16 protein-coding genes are annotated in these 16568 nt (G+C 55.8%); 11 read left to right on the top strand and 5 right to left on the bottom strand.

Annotation, left to right across the window (positions count from 1 at the left end; all coding sequences use genetic code 11):
* Nucleotides 1-22: 22 nt before the first annotated feature.
* The 3 genes from deoD to AC5EFR_RS09725 form a co-directional block, all read right to left on the bottom strand.
* The gene (gene deoD, locus AC5EFR_RS09735) at nucleotides 23-733 is read right to left on the bottom strand and encodes a purine-nucleoside phosphorylase (protein WP_299932036.1); all 711 of its coding nucleotides are present in this window, start codon (nucleotides 731-733) and stop codon (nucleotides 23-25) included.
* Nucleotide 734: 1 nt separating this feature from the next.
* Entirely contained in the window at nucleotides 735-1043 is a 309-nt protein-coding gene (locus AC5EFR_RS09730) for an H-NS histone family protein (RefSeq protein WP_493575639.1), read from the bottom strand.
* Between the two features lie 172 nt (nucleotides 1044-1215).
* Nucleotides 1216-3180 (bottom strand): methylmalonyl-CoA mutase family protein, encoded by a 1965-nt coding sequence (locus AC5EFR_RS09725; protein WP_493575638.1) that lies wholly within the window; start codon nucleotides 3178-3180, stop codon nucleotides 1216-1218.
* Nucleotides 3181-3601: 421 nt separating this feature from the next.
* Here AC5EFR_RS09725 and AC5EFR_RS09720 point away from each other — a divergent pair, with 421 nt between their 5' ends.
* From AC5EFR_RS09720 to AC5EFR_RS09695, 6 genes are all read left to right on the top strand, one after another.
* Entirely contained in the window at nucleotides 3602-4945 is a 1344-nt protein-coding gene (locus AC5EFR_RS09720) for a 1-acyl-sn-glycerol-3-phosphate acyltransferase (RefSeq protein ID WP_493575637.1), read from the top strand.
* 190 nt (nucleotides 4946-5135) lie between these two features.
* The gene (gene ccrA / locus AC5EFR_RS09715) at nucleotides 5136-6422 is read left to right on the top strand and encodes a crotonyl-CoA carboxylase/reductase (RefSeq protein WP_299921039.1); all 1287 of its coding nucleotides are present in this window, start codon (nucleotides 5136-5138) and stop codon (nucleotides 6420-6422) included.
* Nucleotides 6423-6632: 210 nt separating this feature from the next.
* Complete coding sequence (locus tag AC5EFR_RS09710) at nucleotides 6633-6839, top strand: hypothetical protein (RefSeq protein ID WP_299932040.1); 207 nt, start codon at nucleotides 6633-6635, stop codon at nucleotides 6837-6839.
* A complete protein-coding gene (locus AC5EFR_RS09705) occupies nucleotides 6814-7506 on the top strand; it encodes a helix-turn-helix transcriptional regulator (protein WP_493575636.1) in 693 nt (230 codons plus the stop codon). Before AC5EFR_RS09710 ends, AC5EFR_RS09705 begins: the two co-directional genes overlap by 26 nt.
* A gap of 117 nt (nucleotides 7507-7623) precedes the next feature.
* Nucleotides 7624-8289 (top strand): acyl-homoserine-lactone synthase, encoded by a 666-nt coding sequence (locus AC5EFR_RS09700; protein ID WP_493575635.1) that lies wholly within the window; start codon nucleotides 7624-7626, stop codon nucleotides 8287-8289.
* A gap of 111 nt (nucleotides 8290-8400) precedes the next feature.
* On the top strand, nucleotides 8401-9939 hold the full coding sequence (locus AC5EFR_RS09695; protein WP_493575634.1) for an ATP-dependent DNA helicase: 1539 nt from the start codon (nucleotides 8401-8403) through the stop codon (nucleotides 9937-9939).
* Here the strand turns inward: AC5EFR_RS09695 and AC5EFR_RS09690 are convergent.
* Nucleotides 9934-10947 carry an NADP-dependent oxidoreductase gene (locus AC5EFR_RS09690; protein ID WP_493575633.1) on the bottom strand — a complete coding sequence of 338 codons (1014 nt, stop codon included), beginning with the start codon at nucleotides 10945-10947 and terminating at the stop codon, nucleotides 9934-9936. The genes AC5EFR_RS09695 and AC5EFR_RS09690 overlap by 6 nt on opposite strands.
* A 108-nt stretch (nucleotides 10948-11055) precedes the next feature.
* On the opposite strand from AC5EFR_RS09690, the gene AC5EFR_RS09685 reads away from it, so the two are divergent.
* From AC5EFR_RS09685 to AC5EFR_RS09665, 5 genes are read left to right on the top strand one after another with little or no spacing between them, the layout of a single operon-like run.
* Complete coding sequence (locus AC5EFR_RS09685) at nucleotides 11056-12693, top strand: long-chain-fatty-acid--CoA ligase (protein WP_493575632.1); 1638 nt, start codon at nucleotides 11056-11058, stop codon at nucleotides 12691-12693.
* Nucleotides 12690-13133 carry a MaoC family dehydratase gene (locus AC5EFR_RS09680; protein WP_493575631.1) on the top strand — a complete coding sequence of 148 codons (444 nt, stop codon included), beginning with the start codon at nucleotides 12690-12692 and terminating at the stop codon, nucleotides 13131-13133. Before AC5EFR_RS09685 ends, AC5EFR_RS09680 begins: the two co-directional genes overlap by 4 nt.
* 1 nt (nucleotide 13134) lies before the next feature.
* Complete coding sequence (locus AC5EFR_RS09675) at nucleotides 13135-14370, top strand: acyl-CoA dehydrogenase family protein (RefSeq protein ID WP_493575630.1); 1236 nt, start codon at nucleotides 13135-13137, stop codon at nucleotides 14368-14370.
* Nucleotides 14371-14373: 3 nt separating this feature from the next.
* Nucleotides 14374-15396 carry a phosphotransferase family protein gene (locus AC5EFR_RS09670; protein WP_493575629.1) on the top strand — a complete coding sequence of 341 codons (1023 nt, stop codon included), beginning with the start codon at nucleotides 14374-14376 and terminating at the stop codon, nucleotides 15394-15396.
* The gene (locus AC5EFR_RS09665) at nucleotides 15389-15784 is read left to right on the top strand and encodes a PaaI family thioesterase (protein WP_493575628.1); all 396 of its coding nucleotides are present in this window, start codon (nucleotides 15389-15391) and stop codon (nucleotides 15782-15784) included. Before AC5EFR_RS09670 ends, AC5EFR_RS09665 begins: the two co-directional genes overlap by 8 nt.
* Before the next feature lie 84 nt (nucleotides 15785-15868).
* On the opposite strand, the gene rpe is transcribed toward AC5EFR_RS09665, so the two are convergent.
* Entirely contained in the window at nucleotides 15869-16549 is a 681-nt protein-coding gene (gene rpe, locus AC5EFR_RS09660; protein ID WP_299932059.1) for a ribulose-phosphate 3-epimerase, read from the bottom strand.
* Nucleotides 16550-16568 lie beyond the last annotated feature (19 nt).

Raw genomic sequence — 16568 nt, 5'->3', positions numbered from 1 at the left:
CACCCTTTTGTTTTCAAACGGATTAAGCGTCTGGAAAAGCCGCTTCCAAAGCGATTTCCACCATATCCCCGAACGACCGTTCCCGATCTTCGGATGGCAATGCTTCACCGGTTTTCAGGTGATCAGACACCGTCAGAACCGCCAAAGCCCGCACGCCATAGCGCGCCGCAAGGATGTACAGTTCCGCCGCTTCCATTTCGACACCTAGGGTGCCGTGGCGTTCCATCTGTTCGGTCAAATCCGGGCGCTCGTCATAGAACACATCGGACGAATAAATGCCGCCAACATGGTAGGGCACATCGCGCGATTTGGCCGTGGCCACCGCATTCGCCAACAATCCGTAATCGGCACAAGGGGCAAAGTTCAGCTCCTTGAAAATGCCGCGCGACGGGGTCGACAATGTTGACGCAGTCATCGCGATGATCACGTCCCGCACTTTGACTGCGTCCTGCATTCCGCCACATGACCCGATCCGGATAAGGGTTTTGGCCCCGTAATCGCGGATAAGCTCATTGGCGTAAATTGACAGTGACGGCATGCCCATGCCCGAGCCGTGAATCGTGACGGGGTTCCCGCGCCACGTGCCGGTAAAGCCCAGCATGCCACGCACCTTGTTCACACAAACAGCGTCATCAAGAAACTTTTCCGCTGCCCATTCGGCGCGATAGGGATCGCCGGGCATCAAAACAGTTTCTGCGATTTGGCCTTTTTCAGCTCCGATATGGACAGTCATCTCAGATTTCCATGTCTTCGACGGATTTGCCCGCATTCAATGCGTCAACAACCCATTTTGGTTTGCGGCCACGGCCGGTCCACGTCTGGGTTGGGTCGGCTGGGTTGGCGTATTTTGGTGCGCCTTTGGTTGTTTTACCACCGGCGGACAGGATTTCATCCAGTGAATAGCCAAATTCCTTGGCAACCTTTTCAGCGGCCAGTTTGGCTTCGGCTTTGCGACGCGCGTCAACGCTTTTCAGCGCCTTGGTGGCATCCGCAATCAGTTTGCTTAGCTCTTCACGAGAAAGGCTCTCAAGATCGATTTGCATATTCCCTCTCCTTTGTTTTTCTGAACGCTACCTCGTTAAATACGAGCTAAGTCTCAAGAGGGGATTTGTGTCAATGGCAATCAATTGCTTAAAATAATGAAGATCGCCCAATTAGAAATTGAGCGACCTTCGAATTTATTACCGTAAAACGGTATATTTTTAGGGTTTGATGCTATTCAGCGGCGACCGGTTTTGTGTCAGCCAGTGCCACAATATCACGCATGATTGAATTGAGTTCAAAGTCTTTGGGGGTATAAACCCGCGCGACTCCCATGGCGCGGAGGCGCTCCGCGTCATCATCGGGAATGATACCGCCAACGGTGACCGGAATATGAGAAAGCCCTTCTTCGCGCATTCTGTTCATCACATCTTCGACCAATGGAATATGGCTACCTGATAGAATAGATAGGCCAATCACATGCGCTCCGTCTTTTGCGGCGTCGATGATTTGCTCCGGTGTCAGGCGAATACCTTCGTAGTCGATTTCCATACCGCAATCGCGGGCACGGAAGGCGATTTGTTCGGCTCCATTGGAGTGTCCGTCCAATCCAGGCTTACCGACGAGAAAGCGCAAACGCCGACCCAGCTTGTCGCTGACCGCATCCACAGCCTCGCGAATATCATCGAGCCCTTCGGTTTTGTTGCTCACCGATTTGGAGACGCCGGTCGGGCCGCGATATTCACCGTGTACGCCACGCATCTGCGCCGCCCATTCACCGGTTGTTACCCCGGCCTTGGCACAGGCAATCGAGGCCGGCATAACGTTTTCCCCGGCCTCAGATGCCGCGCGCAGGGCCGCCAGAGCGGCTTGAACCGCGGCGTCATCGCGTTCGGCTTTCCATTCATTAAGACGGGCAATCTGTTCCTGCTCAACCGCCGGGTCAACAACCATGATGCCGCCGTCTTCGCCCACCAATGGCGAGTCTTCGCCCTCGGTCCATTTGTTCACGCCAACAACAACGGTTTCATTGCGCTCGATGCGGTTTAGGCGTTCCGCATTAGAGTCAACCAAACGACCTTTCATATATTCAATGGATCCAATCGCGCCGTCCATCGATTCAATATTGGCCAATTCGGCGCGCGCCCCATCTTTGAGCGCTTCGACTTTGCGATCCACCGCCGGGTTGCCTTCGAACAGATCGTCGTATTCCAATAGATCGGTTTCATATGCCAAAATCTGCTGCATCCGCATTGACCATTGCTGATCCCAGGGGCGCGGCAATCCAAGGGCTTCATTCCAGGCTGGCAATTGTACGGCACGGGCGCGGGCCTTTTTGCTCAGCGTCACAGCCAGCATTTCTATCAAAATCCGGTAAACGTTGTTTTCGGGCTGTTGTTCCGTCAATCCGAGCGAGTTCACCTGAACACCATAACGGAACCGGCGGAATTTCGGGTTTTCGACGCCATAACGTTCCTGAAGGATCTCATCCCACAGGTCGACAAAGGCCCGCATCTTGCACATCTCGGTCACAAACCGAATGCCGGCATTCACAAAGAATGAAATCCGCCCGCAAAGCGCCGGGAAATCCTCGGGATCAACGCGCGGCTTCAATTCGTCCAACACCGCAATTGCTGTTGCCAAAGCGAATGACAATTCCTGCTCTGGCGTCGCGCCCGCCTCTTGCAAGTGATAGGAACACACGTTCATCGGGTTCCACTTTGGCACATGTTTGTAACAATACTCGGCCACATCGCCGATCATCTTTAGGCTCGGCTTGGGCGGACATATATATGTGCCGCGCGACAGGTATTCCTTGATCAGATCGTTTTGCACCGTGCCCTGAAGCTTGGACACATCCGCGCCCTGTTCCTCGGCCGTGGCAATATAAAGCGACAACAACCAAGGCGCAGTGGCGTTGATGGTCATCGAGGTGTTCATCTGTTCCAATGGAATATCGGCAAACAGGGTGCGCATGTCGCCCAGATGGCAGACCGGGACACCGACTTTCCCAACTTCACCCCGCGCAAGAATATGATCGCTGTCATACCCCGTCTGCGTGGGAAGGTCGAAGGCCACCGACAAACCTGTCTGCCCTTTGGCAAGGTTGTTGCGGTACAAAGCATTGGATGCTTTGGCGGTCGAATGGCCTGCATAGGTTCTAATCAACCACGGGCGGTCTTTTTGAATGTCGGTCATCGGGGCCTCCATCGGCAAGAATCTGGTGTCGCAATCATATTGCTTTTGCGAATGGATAGACGAAAGAATATGTCGCGTCAATTCGCTGCGTTGCGGCGGTGCATCTGCAGCATATCACAAAGCGCGCCGGCCCTCATGGGGCGAGGCGCCGCAAAGGTCTAATTAAATCTGACGTTAGCGCTCGCGTCGTTGGGGGCAGGGGGCAACAGCCCAGAAATCGCCATACCAATCTCTCCCAAACGTCGGGTAAATCGGACCGATTGCCGTTGCCGTGGCACAGAACGGCGGCGTTAACCGGTCATTTCGGGCCAAAATCCACTCCGGCTCCCAAAACTGGGGGGCAATCTGACTCAATCTTCCCGAGAATCGAACAGATTCCCCCTCTTGATCGATGTTGCCGGGGCTGCCACGGTGATTAACCATGAATAATCCGGTTACGATCCCACTCTGGGCGTTTTTATTGATTTTGGGTTTTGCGGCGATCACCTTTGCCTCGCATTTCCTGTTCCCGTCCGTGCGTTGGTTTTTCCGACATCGCATGGAGCGGGCAGTGACCCGTTTGAACACCCGACTTGAGCGGCCTATCGAACCGTTTCGCCTGTTGCGTCGTTACGATCTGATCCAGCGGTTGATCTATGATCCCGAGGTGACGCAGGCCATTGTTGATCATGCACGCGAAACCGGCGTGCGCGAGGACGTCGCCTTTGAACGCGCCCGGCGTTATGCGCGCGAAATTGTGCCAAGCTTCTCCGCCTTTGCCTATTTTGGCTGGGGGGTGCGGGGCGCGCGGTTCCTGTCCAAAGCGCTGTATCGCGTGCGCCTTGGTCATCATGATCCCAAGGAACTCGCCGGTATCGAGGCCGAGGCCACTGTGGTTTTTGTGATGAACCACCGCTCCAACATGGATTACGTCCTTGTCACCCATCTCGCGGCGGATCGCTCTGCCCTGTCTTATGCGGTTGGTGAATGGGCTCAGGTTTGGCCGCTGGCCCAGCTGATCCGCTCAATGGGGGCCTATTTTATCCGGCGAAAATCCCGAGATGCCTTGTACCGCAAGGTGTTACGCCAATATGTCCGCATGGCGACCCAAGGCGGCGTGACCCAGGCGATCTTTCCCGAAGGCGGGCTAAGCCTTGATGGCGCGCTGGCCCCGGCCAAGCTGGGGTTGCTGACGTATATGATGGATGGTCACGATCTTGACGCCCGCGATGTGGTGTTTGTGCCGGTTGGTCTCAACTACGACCGCGTGCTCGAAGACACGGTTTTGGTCGGCGCGGCCAAATCCGGCGGGCGGCGCTTTAACGCCAAAATTGCCCATGTGACGCAGGCCTTGTTCAAGCAAATCTGGTTGCGGGTCCGCGGCAAATTCCACCGGTTTGGCTATGCCGCCGTGAGCTTTGGCGCGCCTCTGTCCTTGCGGGCGCATCCCGATCTCATCGACGATCCGCAAGGGTTAGCCGATCGGCTGATGAAGGATGTCGGAGCGGTGGTGCCGGTTTTGCCTGTGCCCTTGGTGGCGCATCTGTTGTTGGCCCAAGACCAGACGCGCACCGCGCTTGAAGCGGCGTTTGAGACAGCGTTGAACGGGCTCGAGTCAAGTCATGCCCATCTGCCACGGGGTGACATTTCTTATGCGGTTGAGGTTGGTTTACGCGGGTTAGAGGAGCGTGGATTGATTGAAAAACATGGGGAAATCTATCTGGTTAACAAAGAGTCACGGGATCTCGTTGAATTTTATGCAAATTCGATCCGGCATCTTTTTTAACTGATTTTTAAGGGAATTTCTGCGTTTGCGAAGGGATTTCTGCACTCGCTCGGTTATAAAATTACAAAATACCCGGTTTCTGCGATTGCATTGTTGCGCGCCCTCTTGTACTTCAAGGGCAAGCCCCCGCACGATTCTGCACTGCAGAAGGGGGAAGGAAACGCAACTTTTCGTACCCAAGGAGGCCCCCATGGCTCTGGATCAGGACACCGGTATCGCGCAATACGACGCCCCCGAAAAAGACCTCTATGAAATCGGCGAAATGCCCCCAATGGGCTATGTTCCCAAGAAGATGTATTCATGGGCCATTCGCCGCGATCGCCATGGTGAGCCGCTGCAATCCTTCCAAAAAGAGGTGGTCGACACATGGCAGGTCGACAGCCACGAAGTGCTGGTTTTGGTCATGGCTGCGGGCGTGAACTACAACGGTGTTTGGGCTGGTTTGGGCGAGCCAATTTCGCCGTTTGACGTGCACAAGCAAGACTACCACATCGCCGGTTCCGATGCTTCGGGCATCGTGTGGGCCGTTGGTGACAAAGTCAAAAACTGGAAGGTTGGCGACGAGGTTGTTATCCATTGTAATCAAGACGATGGCGACGATGAAGAGTGTAACGGCGGCGATCCGATGTTCTCTCCAACCCAGCGTATTTGGGGTTACGAGACCGGTGATGGCTCCTTCTCTCAGTTCACCCGCGTTCAGGCTCAGCAGCTGATGCCACGCCCCAAGCATCTGACTTGGGAAGAGGCGGCTTGCTACACGCTAACACTGGCCACTGCGTACCGTATGCTGTTCGGTCACCACCCGCATGAGCTTAAGCCGGGCCAGAACGTTCTGGTTTGGGGCGCGTCGGGCGGTCTTGGCTCCTATGCGATCCAGCTGGCCAACACAGCCGGTGCCAATGCGATTGGTGTGATTTCGGACGAAAGCAAGCGTGATTTTGTTCTGGCGCAGGGCGCTAAGGGCGTGATTAACCGCAAAGATTTCAACTGCTGGGGCCAATTGCCCACGGTGAACAGCCCCGAATATAACGCGTGGCTCAAAGAAGCCCGTAAGTTCGGCAAAGCCATCTGGGACATCACCGGCAAAGGCGTCAGCGTCGACATGGTGTTCGAACACCCGGGCGAAGCGACCTTCCCTGTGTCGACCCTTGTGGTGAAAAAGGGCGGTATCGTTGTGATCTGCGCCGGCACCTCCGGTTTCAACACAACCTTCGACGTGCGTTATATGTGGATGCACCAGAAGCGTTTGCAGGGCTCGCACTTTGCCAACCTAAAACAAGCCGCATCGGCGAACCGTCTGATGTGCGAACGTCGCCTTGACCCATGTATGTCCGAGGTCTTCCCATGGGAAGAAATTCCAGAGGCCCACATGAAAATGCTGCGCAACGAGCACAAGCCGGGTAACATGGCCGTGCTGGTTCAAGCCCCCACAACTGGGCTGCGTACATTTGAGGACGCGCTGGAAGCTAAGAAGTAAGCTTTCACACTGCTGATCTTGAAACGCCCGCGAATCACCATTTGGTGGCGCGGGCGTTTTTGTTTGATAGATCGCATTTTAGAAAACAATCACTTGGAGAAACGCCCCTTCGCAGTTTCTGGGGAGTGAGATTCCGTGAATATTAACCGTGATTGGCACATGCTATTGTTGATTTAATGGATCATTAACCTGCTATAAGAGAGACTTGATATGGGACAAGATTGGATACTGGACGTACTGGCTGACCTGAAAACTTTCGCTCGTGAAAATGGTATGCCGTCGCTTGCGGCGCAGCTAGATGACGCGAGCTTTGTGGCTCATGCCGAAATTGCGTCCCTTGCCGAAGAAAACGGGATTGGGCTTTTTGGAAAACGTGCCGCGCCTGGACAGGTTGATACAACGTTTGGAATCGGCTGAAGGGCTTGATGATCTACAGGTTGCGATCGAAGAGCTTCGTGACCAACTTGGTGTGGATCATCTTGTGTATCATTGGGTCAGCAGCAACGGGGAACAATACGGTTGCGGGACCTATGATTTGGAATGGGTCAATCGCTATGTCGAAAAGGGCTACCTAAGAGTCGATCCCGTCATCCAAGGGTGTTATCAACGTTTTCACCCGGTTGACTGGAAGCGGCTGGATTGGTCCAGCAAAGCGGCCCGACAATTGCTGCAAGATGCAATCAAACATGGGGTCGGCAACCAAGGCTATTCAATTCCGATCAGGGGCCCCAACGGTCAGTTTGCCCTGTTCACGCTAAGCCACAATGCATCGGATGAGGATTGGGAGCAGTTTACCAACGATAATCGGCGCGATCTGATCTTGATTGCCCATTACTTCAATCAAAAGGCGTTGGAACTAGAACCGGGGCGGAAGCCGGAACAGGCACAAGCGCTTTCGCCCAGAGAGATCGAAGCAATGACATTGTTGGCCGTCGGCTATAGCAGAGCCCAGGCCGCCGACACCCTGTCGATCTCTGAACATACATTGCGGGTCTATGTAGAAAGCGCGCGTTTCAAACTCGGCGCGTTGAACACAACCCACGCAGTGGCCAAGGCGCTGAGCCGCGGTGTAATTGTGGTCTGAATGTGGCAGCATTCGGGCGCAATTAAGGCTGTGGTAACCCTACCGTTCGCATTATTCTAACCTCGTTAACGGGCCAGACGGCAATCTCTCCTCATCACATCAACGAGGGGCAAACTCATGATCCGTTACATTTACGCCGAAGACCTGAACAACTTTCCAAAGCTGGCACGCACCATGTTTGAAGACCGTGCCGATCAGTTCAAGACCCGTCTGGGTTGGGCTGTGACCGTTGACGAACGTGGCTTTGAGCGTGACGAATACGATGATGAAAACCCTCTCTATGTGATCTGGGAAAATGCCGATGGCAGCCATGGTGGCTCCATGCGCTTGCTGCCAACGACCGGCAAAACCATGGTCAACGACCACTTTATCCACCTGACCGACGGCGTCCGCATTGAAAGCCCAATCATCTGGGAATGCACACGTTTTTGCTTGTCTCGTGGTGCCACACCCGGTGTTGCTGCGGCTCTGATGTTGGCCGGTGGCGAAGTAATGAAAGAATTCGGTGTTGAGCATTACGTTGGCGTCTTTGATGCCCGAATGGTGCGGATTTATCGCCGTATTGGTTCGTCCCCTGAGGTTCTGGGGAGCGAAGGTGAAGGCCGTGAACGGATCAGCGTTGGGTTGTGGGAATTCACCGCAGACGCACAGGCCTCAGTTGCCAAAAGTGCCGGTATCACACCCGATATGTCCAAGCGTTGGTTCGAATTATCCTTTGGCGCCCCGGTTTCGCTCGACGAGCAAGCCAACCCGTTTCTGGCGAACCTGACGGCCGCCGCCTAACAGTCCATCCAAACACCCCGCATGTGACCGGCGCGTGAGCAATGCTCGCGCGCTTGGTGTTTGTAGCGCTTTGATCTGGCGCCCCAAGTGCCCCGCATATAGGGTGCGCGCATGACAGCACCTTCAATCATTTTCTCCGAAGATCAGGCCCTTGCCCATGACCGCGTCGCCGACATGCTACGTGAGGCGGGCGTTGATTTGGATGAAGGTCTCTCCGGACCAGCCAATGATGGACCCGGCCGGGTGATGGCCCTTATGGGCAAGGCCGGTAGCGGCAAAACGCTTTTGTTGGCCGAATTGGTCAAAGCCCTTGAAAACGCGGGTGTTGGCATCGTTTCAGGCGACTACGAATCCAAAAGCAGCCGTGAAAAACGCACGCTTGCGGTGCTTGCCCCAACCAACAAAGCGGCCTTTGTTTTGCGCACGCGTGGCGTGCCGGCGACCACCATTCACCGCATTTTATACACACCCGTTTACGACCCGGAATTTGAACGGGTGGCGGAATGGTTGATGGGCAATGATGAGAAGCCCGAAATTGAAGGCCTAAGCGACGAAGCTTTTGAACGTGCGAAAAACAGCTACGAGTTACACAAATCGATTCCGGCGGCTTTGGCGGCGGCGGGCCTGCGTGGGTCTGACTTCATCACCGGCTGGAAGCGGCGCGATGATCCGTTGGATATAGGGTTTGTCGATGAATCTTCGATGTTGGATGATCGACAATTCGAAGACCTAAAGGAAATCTTCCCAAATCTGGTGCTCTTTGGCGATCCGGCTCAGCTTCCGCCTGTTAATCAATCGGGCGAAATGGTGTTCGAAAAGATCAAAGATAGCCAAAAACTCGAGCTGCACCGGGTTCACCGTCAAGAGGCCGACAATCCGATTCTTGATTTGGCTCATGCCTTGGCGGATCCGCAACTCGGGTTTGATGAATTTGAACACATGATCGAAGACGTCTCGCGCAAAGATGATCGCGTTGTTTACGCGCAGCGGGTCGAAGTGGATTTGATGGCGCGCTCGCCGGTATTGGTTTGGCGGAATGCGACGCGGATTCGGTTGATCAATGCCTTTCGCGCCGTTCATGGCGCACCGGAAACAGAACTTTTACCGGGCGAACCGTTGATTTGTGACGGGATCGAACTGCCCCTGAAGCACCGAAAAAAGCGGCTCGATCTTGAGGCGCGTGGCCTGATCAAAGGGGCTCAGGTGGTTTACCTTGGGCCGGGTCGTAAACCGGGGTTTTCGCGCCTTCATGTGATGGGGGCGATAGAGCCGCAAGTCTCGGCCGCATCCATTGTGAAAATCGAAAAACCCGAGGAAGCAGAACCGTTTATCCCCTTTGCCGCCCGCATGGGGGCGACGTTTCTGCATGGGGCCGCAGTAACGATTCACAAGTCGCAAGGCAGCCAGTGGGAAAATGTTCAGGTGTTCGCGCCCGATCTTTATGCGGCGGCGCGTATGGGACGATCTGAGGCAGGTCAGCCATTGTGGAAACGTCTTGCCTATGTGGCGATAACGCGGGCGTCGGAACGTCTGTTTTGGGTGGTGCGCAACCGATTATCCAAGCCTTCCGGCATTCTCGAAATTGATGATCTGGGCGGAACCCCAGCGCCTTTGGCGCTGGAGCCCCAAACCGAGATTGACGGGTTATAGGGCAACGATCTGCTTGCCGGTATTGCCGCCTTTGAGCATGGAGATGAACGCATCTGGCATGTTGTCTAACCCCTGTGCCACGTCTTCCAAATGCTTGATCTCGCCGGACAAAACCTTGGCTGGGATATCGGTCAAGAACTCGGGATAGTCGTCCCAATGATCAAAGATGATAAAGCCCGAAACATGCAGGCGTTTGACAAGGATCGAACGCCACAACATCGGTAGGCGGTCTTGCGACTCCTCAACACCACCATACCATGAAATCATCCCACATACTGGAATGCGTCCGCCGACGTTCATCAAAGGCAAGGTTGCCTCAAGAACTTTGCCACCAACGTTTTCCCAATAGATATCAACTCCATCTGGGGCCAATTCGGCCAAATCTTTGCGCAAATCGGCGGCGGTTTCATAGGCACGGTGATCCAGAGCGGCGTCAAACCCAAAGGTTTCCGTGGCGATGCGGCATTTTTCGGCCCCGCCGGCGATGGCGATCGTGCGCAAACCGGCGGCCTTGGCCAGTTGTCCAACCATGGCCCCGACCGGACCGGTTGCCGCCGCCACGACCAAGGTTTCGCCGGCTTGCGGCCGGCCGTATTTGCGCAGTCCCGTCCAAGCGGTGAAACCGGGCATGCCCAATGCCCCCAGAAACAAGGACGGGGGCACCTCGGCGGGTAACACCCGTGCCTCGGTGGCCTTGACCACGGCGTGGCTGGCCCAACCGGTCATGCCCGTAGCCAGATCACCGACCTTAAACCCATCGGCCTGTGAGGCGATCACCCGCCCGACACCTTGGCCTGTCATCGTTTCGCCAATCCCCACCGAGGGGGCATAGCTTTGGACATCATCCATGCGGCCACGCATATAGGGGTCTAGCGACAAGTGGCTGGCTTTGATGACAATTTCGCCCTCTGCTGGCTCTGGTACTGGGCCAGTTTCAAGGCTGAAATCTTCTGGTACCGGGTCGCCCTTGGGACGGCGCGCCAAGGCAATGCGTTGCATGTCGGTCATAAATCCCCCTACGTCACGAAGTGTTTTTCAGGTGCAAAACCTGTTGCCTTTGGTCGCTTGGTTTTGCCACTCTGTTTGCAAACATAGCAGACGGCAGGGGAGGGTCAGATGCAAGGCATGATGATGCAGATGCCGCTACGTATTATCGAGATACTACGATATGCGAGCGAAGTTCATCCAGAAGGTGAAATCGTTTCGGTGCGAACCGAAGGCGACATTCATCGCGAAACCTATGCCGACGCTTTTAAACGCAGCGCGCAATTGGCCCATGGTCTCAAAGCCTTGGGTGTGGGTGATGGCGATAGAATTGCAACACTCGCGTGGAACGGCTATCGCCATTTTGAGCTATACTATGCGATCTCGGGCATGGGGGCGGTATGTCATACCATCAACCCGCGCTTGTCGGCCGAACAGATGCTTTACATTATCGGTCATGCCGAAGATCAGGTTTTGTTTGTTGATCTGACCTTTGTGCCGATCCTAGAAGCCTTGGCCGATCACCTGCCATCGGGTCTGAAACTTGTGGTGATGACCGACCGGGCGCATATGCCCGATAACCCGCTAACCTTGCTTTGCTACGAAGAGCTATTGGACGGGCAGCCCGACACCTACGATTGGCCGCTGGTCGATGAAAACGCTGCGTCGAGCCTGTGCTACACATCGGGAACAACAGGCCATCCCAAGGGCGCACTTTATTCGCATCGCTCAACCGTTTTACACGCCTTTATGGTCGCGATTGTCGTTCCAAAATCCCTACACGAAGGCGCGCGGATCTTGCCCGTTGTGCCGATGTTCCACGTCAACTCATGGGGCTTGCCCTATGCGGCCCCTCTTGTTGGGGCGTCTTTGATCATGCCTGGACCTAGGCTTGATGGAGCGTCGCTGTTTGATCTGATGGAGGTCGAACAGGTCACCGCAAGCTGGGGCGTTCCGACGGTATGGTTGGGATTGCGCGGTGAGATGGACAAACGGGACGCGGTCCCCTCACAGTTGGCACAGCTGGTGATCGGCGGATCGGCAGCAGCGCGCGACATGATTACCTTCTTTGAAGACAAAGGGATAGACGTTTGTCACGCTTGGGGCATGACAGAGATGAGCCCGATTGGAACGCAAGCCCAACTGTCGCGCCCGATGGCTGACTTGCCGGAGAAAACCAAGATTGATTACAAATGTACCCAAGGCCGTCGGGTCTTTGGTGTCGACATGAAAATTGTCGACGAAACGGGTGCGCGGCTTCCCCATGATGGCACGGCCGTCGGGGAATTGTACGTCCGGGGCAACGCTGTGATTTCCGGGTATTTTAACAACGAAGAGGCCTCGAATGCGGCGATGGATGCCGAGGGTTGGTTTGGTACCGGCGATGTGGCAAGTATCGACGACAAAGGATTTTTGTCGCTTCAAGACCGGTCCAAAGACCTGATCAAATCGGGGGGCGAATGGATCAGCTCGATTGATCTTGAAAACATGGCCCTTGCGCATCCCAAGGTTGCCAATTGCGCCGTGATCGCCATTGCACACCCGAAATGGGATGAACGCCCGCTTTTGGTTGTTGTGCCTGTTGAGGTTGATGATCCGCCCGATCTGGCCGACATTCATGAGATGATGCTAGAACATGTTGCGCGCTGGCAATTGCCCGACGATATGGTTTTGACCGATGCCCTGCCTTTGACGGCGACGGGCAAGGTTTCAAAGCTGACCCTGCGCAAAACCTTTGGCGATCATGTTCTGCCTGATCTTGCCGGATGATACATGACGATCTGCGGGCGTTGCCCGAGCAAGTAACGGATTGGGTGGCATTGGATGCGCAAAAGGTAAAAGCCTTTGCCGATGCCACCGAAGATTGGCAGTTCATTCACCTTGATGAGGCCCGCGCCGCCGCAGAAACGCCGTTTGGCGGGGCCATCGCGCATGGGTTTTTGACCCTGTCGATGCTGTCGATGATGTCCTATCAGGTGGTGCCCGATCTGCCGGGTGTACGCGCCAGTATCAACTATGGCTTTGATCGCATTCGCTTTATTTCTCCGGTGCGTGTTGGCGCGCGGGTGCGGGGCAGGTTTGTCGTGGCCTCGGTTGACGAAGGTGAAGGGTGGCTTGCCGTTCATTGGGATGTCACGGTCGAAATTGAAAATCAAAGCCGCCCGGCCTTGGCGGCACAGTGGATCACCCGTCTGGAATTGGAGACATAAGATGGATCTTGGAGTAACAGACCGGGTACGCCCGTTGATCGAAGCGGTGCGCCACATGGTCGAAGATGACATCGCGCCACTGGATGCGGAGTTTCACGCCGAGGTTGGTAAACACCCCTCGGGTGATCGCTTTCAACACACCGACCGGCAATTGGAAATCTTGAACGGTCTCAAGGCTTTGGCCCGCGAGCGGGGGCTTTGGAACTTTTGGCTGACCGATAGTGATCGCGGCTATGGCCTTAGCACGGTGGAATACGCCTATCTGGCCGAGGAAATGGGCAAGGTTGGCATCGCCGCCGAGGTGTTCAACTGCAACGCGCCCGATACCGGAAACATGGAAGTGCTGGAACGCTATGGCGCGGATTGGATGAAAGAGCGCTGGCTGACGCCCTTGCTCAACGGTGACATCCGCTCCGCCTATGTGATGACGGAACCGGATGTGGCCTCGTCCGATGCGGCGCAATTGGCATTTGAGGCGCGGCGTGACGGCGATGATTATGTTCTAAACGGCGAGAAATGGTGGATCAGCGGGGCAGGGGACCCGCGCTGCAAAGTCTATATTTTGATGGCTTGCACCGACCCGGAGGCCGCCAAACATAGCCGCCACACCATGTTTGTCATGGATGCCGATTCATCGGGGATCGAAGTGCTACGCCCGATGCAGGTCTTTGGCCAAGATGATGCGCCACACGGGCATATGCACCTGCGGTTCACCAATGTCCGCATCCCGGCGCGCAATGTGATTTTGGGCGAAGCCCGTGGGTTTGAGGTTGCTCAAGGGCGGCTTGGCCCCGGTCGCATCCACCACTGTATGCGCGCGATTGGTCAGGCGGAAAAAGCCTTGGACATGATGTGCAAACGCGGCCTCGAACGCGAGGCATTTGGCAAGCGGATTGCCGATCTCGGGGCCAATTACGACATCATCGCCAATGCCCGGATGGAGATCGAGATGGCGCGGCTTTTGTGTCTCAAGGCCGCGTGGATGATGGATAGCGCCGGGGTCCGCGCCGCCCAGCCGTGGATTTCCAAGATCAAGGTGGTTGCGCCTTTGATGGCGGGCAAAGTCATTGACGAGGCCATGCAATTGCACGGCGCTGCCGGTATTTCGCAAGACACCACGCTGGCTTCGATGTGGACCCATGTGCGCACCTTGCGGTTTGCCGATGGACCGGACGCGGTGCACCGTCGTCAAGTTGCCCGGGCCGAGCTGCGCAAGCATTCCAATCAGGCAGGGTAAGCGATGCAAGTCTCTGACCTTGATAGGGTTTCTGGCTGGATGCGTACCCATGTGCCGGGCTTTCATGGCCCGGTTCAGGCGACCAAATTCGACGTGGGCCAGTCCAATCCGACCTACCGGCTTGAGGCTCCCTCGGGCTGCTACGTTTTGCGTCGCAAACCCCCCGGCATCCTGTTGAAATCCGCCCATGCTGTGGACCGCGAATACCGGGTGCAACGCGCCTTGGCGCACTCCGATGTGCCGGTGCCCAACATGTTGGCGCTTTGTCAGGATGACACCATCCTCGGCACCGATTTCTACATCATGGAACATGTCGTCGGCCGCAACATTGTTGACCCGTCCATGCCTGATACGTCCCCCGAGGGACGGCGCGCCGTCATGGCGGAAATGAACCGCGTTTTGGCGGCGATCCATTCGGTGGATGTTGATGCGGTGGGACTTTCCGATTTCGGCCCCCCCGGCCACTATTTCGAACGCCAATTGGGCCGGTGGAGCAAACAATACCGCGCGTCAGAGACCGAAAATCTAAGCGAAATGGAACAGCTTATCATATGGCTGGCCGACAACATGCCTGCTGATGATGGCCAACGTACCTTGGTGCATGGGGATTACCGCATTGATAACATGCTGTTTTCCCAAGAAGGCGCAGCCTGCCTCGCGGTGCTGGATTGGGAGCTTTCAACCCTCGGCCACCCCTACGCCGACCTTGCCGGGGTTATCATGCAATGGCAATTGCCCCCCGGTGGCGAAGGGCGCGGATTGGCGGGTCTTGACCGAGCGAGCCTCGGCCTTCCTTCTGATGCGGCGTTTGTCGCCGACTACTGTAAACGCCGCAACATATCCAACATCGACAATTTCGGCTTCTACCTCGCGTTCTCCTTCTTTCGCATGGCGGCCATTCTGCAAGGCGTTAAGAAACGCGCGCTTGACGGCAATGCGGCCAACCCGGAAAAGGGTCTCAGACTTGGGGCCTTTGTCCCGCATTTTGCACAACTCGGATTAAAGGCCAAACACTGGAATGGATGAAAACCTGCGCGAAAAATCATACGCTTACGCCAAGCATCTCGGGTTTGAAATGGTGGATTGGCGGGATGGATACTCCAAATTCCAACTGCCCCTAGAACCCCATATCATGAACCGCCACGGAAGCCCGCACGGCGGCTCGCACGCCTCGCTCTTGGATACGGTGATGGGCTTTGCTGGGTGTTTTACTGGCGATCCCGACAATCGCCAAATGTGTTGGACGCTCACACTGAACGTCCAATACTTGTCACGCCCGCACGGCAAAGTCTTTATCGCAGAAGGGTTTAAAACCGGTGGCGGTAAATCGACCTTCTTCGCCGAAGGCACGATCAGTGATGAAACCGGCGAGCTAATCGCCAAAGGCACGGGCACATTCCGCTACCGCAAGTAACGTGCCCAAGTAACGCGCCTCTGTTTCTTCTTTCCAAAAATGTCCCAGGGGGCCAACGGCGGGGGCAGTACCCCCTCCGCCCGATTAACCCGCGACTGACGCCTTGATTGCGCGGATATTGTCGCCATAAGGCGTTGGGTTTTCAACCGAGCCACCACGGAACACCGCCGAGCCAGCCACCAATACATCCGCCCCGGCGTCGACAACCAAAGGTGCGGTGGTTGGATCAACGCCGCCGTCGATCTCAATATGCACCGGGCGGTCACCAATCATCTCGCGCAACTTGCGTACCTTGGCGGTCATGTCGATGAACTTTTGGCCACCAAATCCGGGGTTTACAGTCATCACACAGACCAGATCGGTGAGGTCAAGAAGGTGTTCAACCGCTTCGGCGGGGGTGCCGGGGTTGAGCGCGATGCCTGACTTCATACCGGCGCCGCGAATGGCCTGCATGGTGCGATGACTATGGGCACCGGCCTCGACATGGGCGGTCAAAATATCGGCCCCCGCATCGGCATAGGCGTCGATATAGGCGTCGACCGGCGAAATCATCAGGTGCACGTCCATGACGGTTTTCACATGTTTGCGGAACGCTTTGACGGCCGGGGGGCCAAAGGTCAGGTTCGGCACAAAATGCCCGTCCATGACATCAACATGGATCCAATCCGCGCCTTCGGCTTCGACGGCCTGAATTTCACGACCGAAATCGGCGAAATCGGCGGAAAGGATGGAGGGAGCGATCTTGACGCTGCGGTCGAAAGTCATGGCTGATTCCTGTTTGGGC

Source organism: Pelagimonas sp. (assembly GCF_058892305.1).
This window is presented reverse-complemented; position numbering and strand designations above follow the sequence as displayed.

Excerpts from the sequence above, each read along its gene's own strand:
- deoD (WP_299932036.1), bottom strand. The coding sequence starts at position 733 with ATGACTGTCCATATCGGAGCTGAAAAAGGCCAAATCGCAGAAACTGTT.
- AC5EFR_RS09730 (WP_493575639.1), bottom strand. The coding sequence starts at position 1,043 with ATGCAAATCGATCTTGAGAGCCTTTCTCGTGAAGAGCTAAGCAAACTG.
- AC5EFR_RS09725 (WP_493575638.1), bottom strand. The coding sequence starts at position 3,180 with ATGACCGACATTCAAAAAGACCGCCCGTGGTTGATTAGAACCTATGCA.
- AC5EFR_RS09720 (WP_493575637.1), top strand. The coding sequence starts at position 3,602 with ATGAATAATCCGGTTACGATCCCACTCTGGGCGTTTTTATTGATTTTG.
- ccrA (WP_299921039.1), top strand. The coding sequence starts at position 5,136 with ATGGCTCTGGATCAGGACACCGGTATCGCGCAATACGACGCCCCCGAA.
- AC5EFR_RS09710 (WP_299932040.1), top strand. The coding sequence starts at position 6,633 with ATGGGACAAGATTGGATACTGGACGTACTGGCTGACCTGAAAACTTTC.
- AC5EFR_RS09700 (WP_493575635.1), top strand. The coding sequence starts at position 7,624 with ATGATCCGTTACATTTACGCCGAAGACCTGAACAACTTTCCAAAGCTG.
- AC5EFR_RS09695 (WP_493575634.1), top strand. The coding sequence starts at position 8,401 with ATGACAGCACCTTCAATCATTTTCTCCGAAGATCAGGCCCTTGCCCAT.
- AC5EFR_RS09690 (WP_493575633.1), bottom strand. The coding sequence starts at position 10,947 with ATGACCGACATGCAACGCATTGCCTTGGCGCGCCGTCCCAAGGGCGAC.
- AC5EFR_RS09685 (WP_493575632.1), top strand. The coding sequence starts at position 11,056 with ATGCAAGGCATGATGATGCAGATGCCGCTACGTATTATCGAGATACTA.
- AC5EFR_RS09680 (WP_493575631.1), top strand. The coding sequence starts at position 12,690 with ATGATACATGACGATCTGCGGGCGTTGCCCGAGCAAGTAACGGATTGG.
- AC5EFR_RS09675 (WP_493575630.1), top strand. The coding sequence starts at position 13,135 with ATGGATCTTGGAGTAACAGACCGGGTACGCCCGTTGATCGAAGCGGTG.
- AC5EFR_RS09670 (WP_493575629.1), top strand. The coding sequence starts at position 14,374 with ATGCAAGTCTCTGACCTTGATAGGGTTTCTGGCTGGATGCGTACCCAT.
- AC5EFR_RS09665 (WP_493575628.1), top strand. The coding sequence starts at position 15,389 with ATGGATGAAAACCTGCGCGAAAAATCATACGCTTACGCCAAGCATCTC.
- rpe (WP_299932059.1), bottom strand. The coding sequence starts at position 16,549 with ATGACTTTCGACCGCAGCGTCAAGATCGCTCCCTCCATCCTTTCCGCC.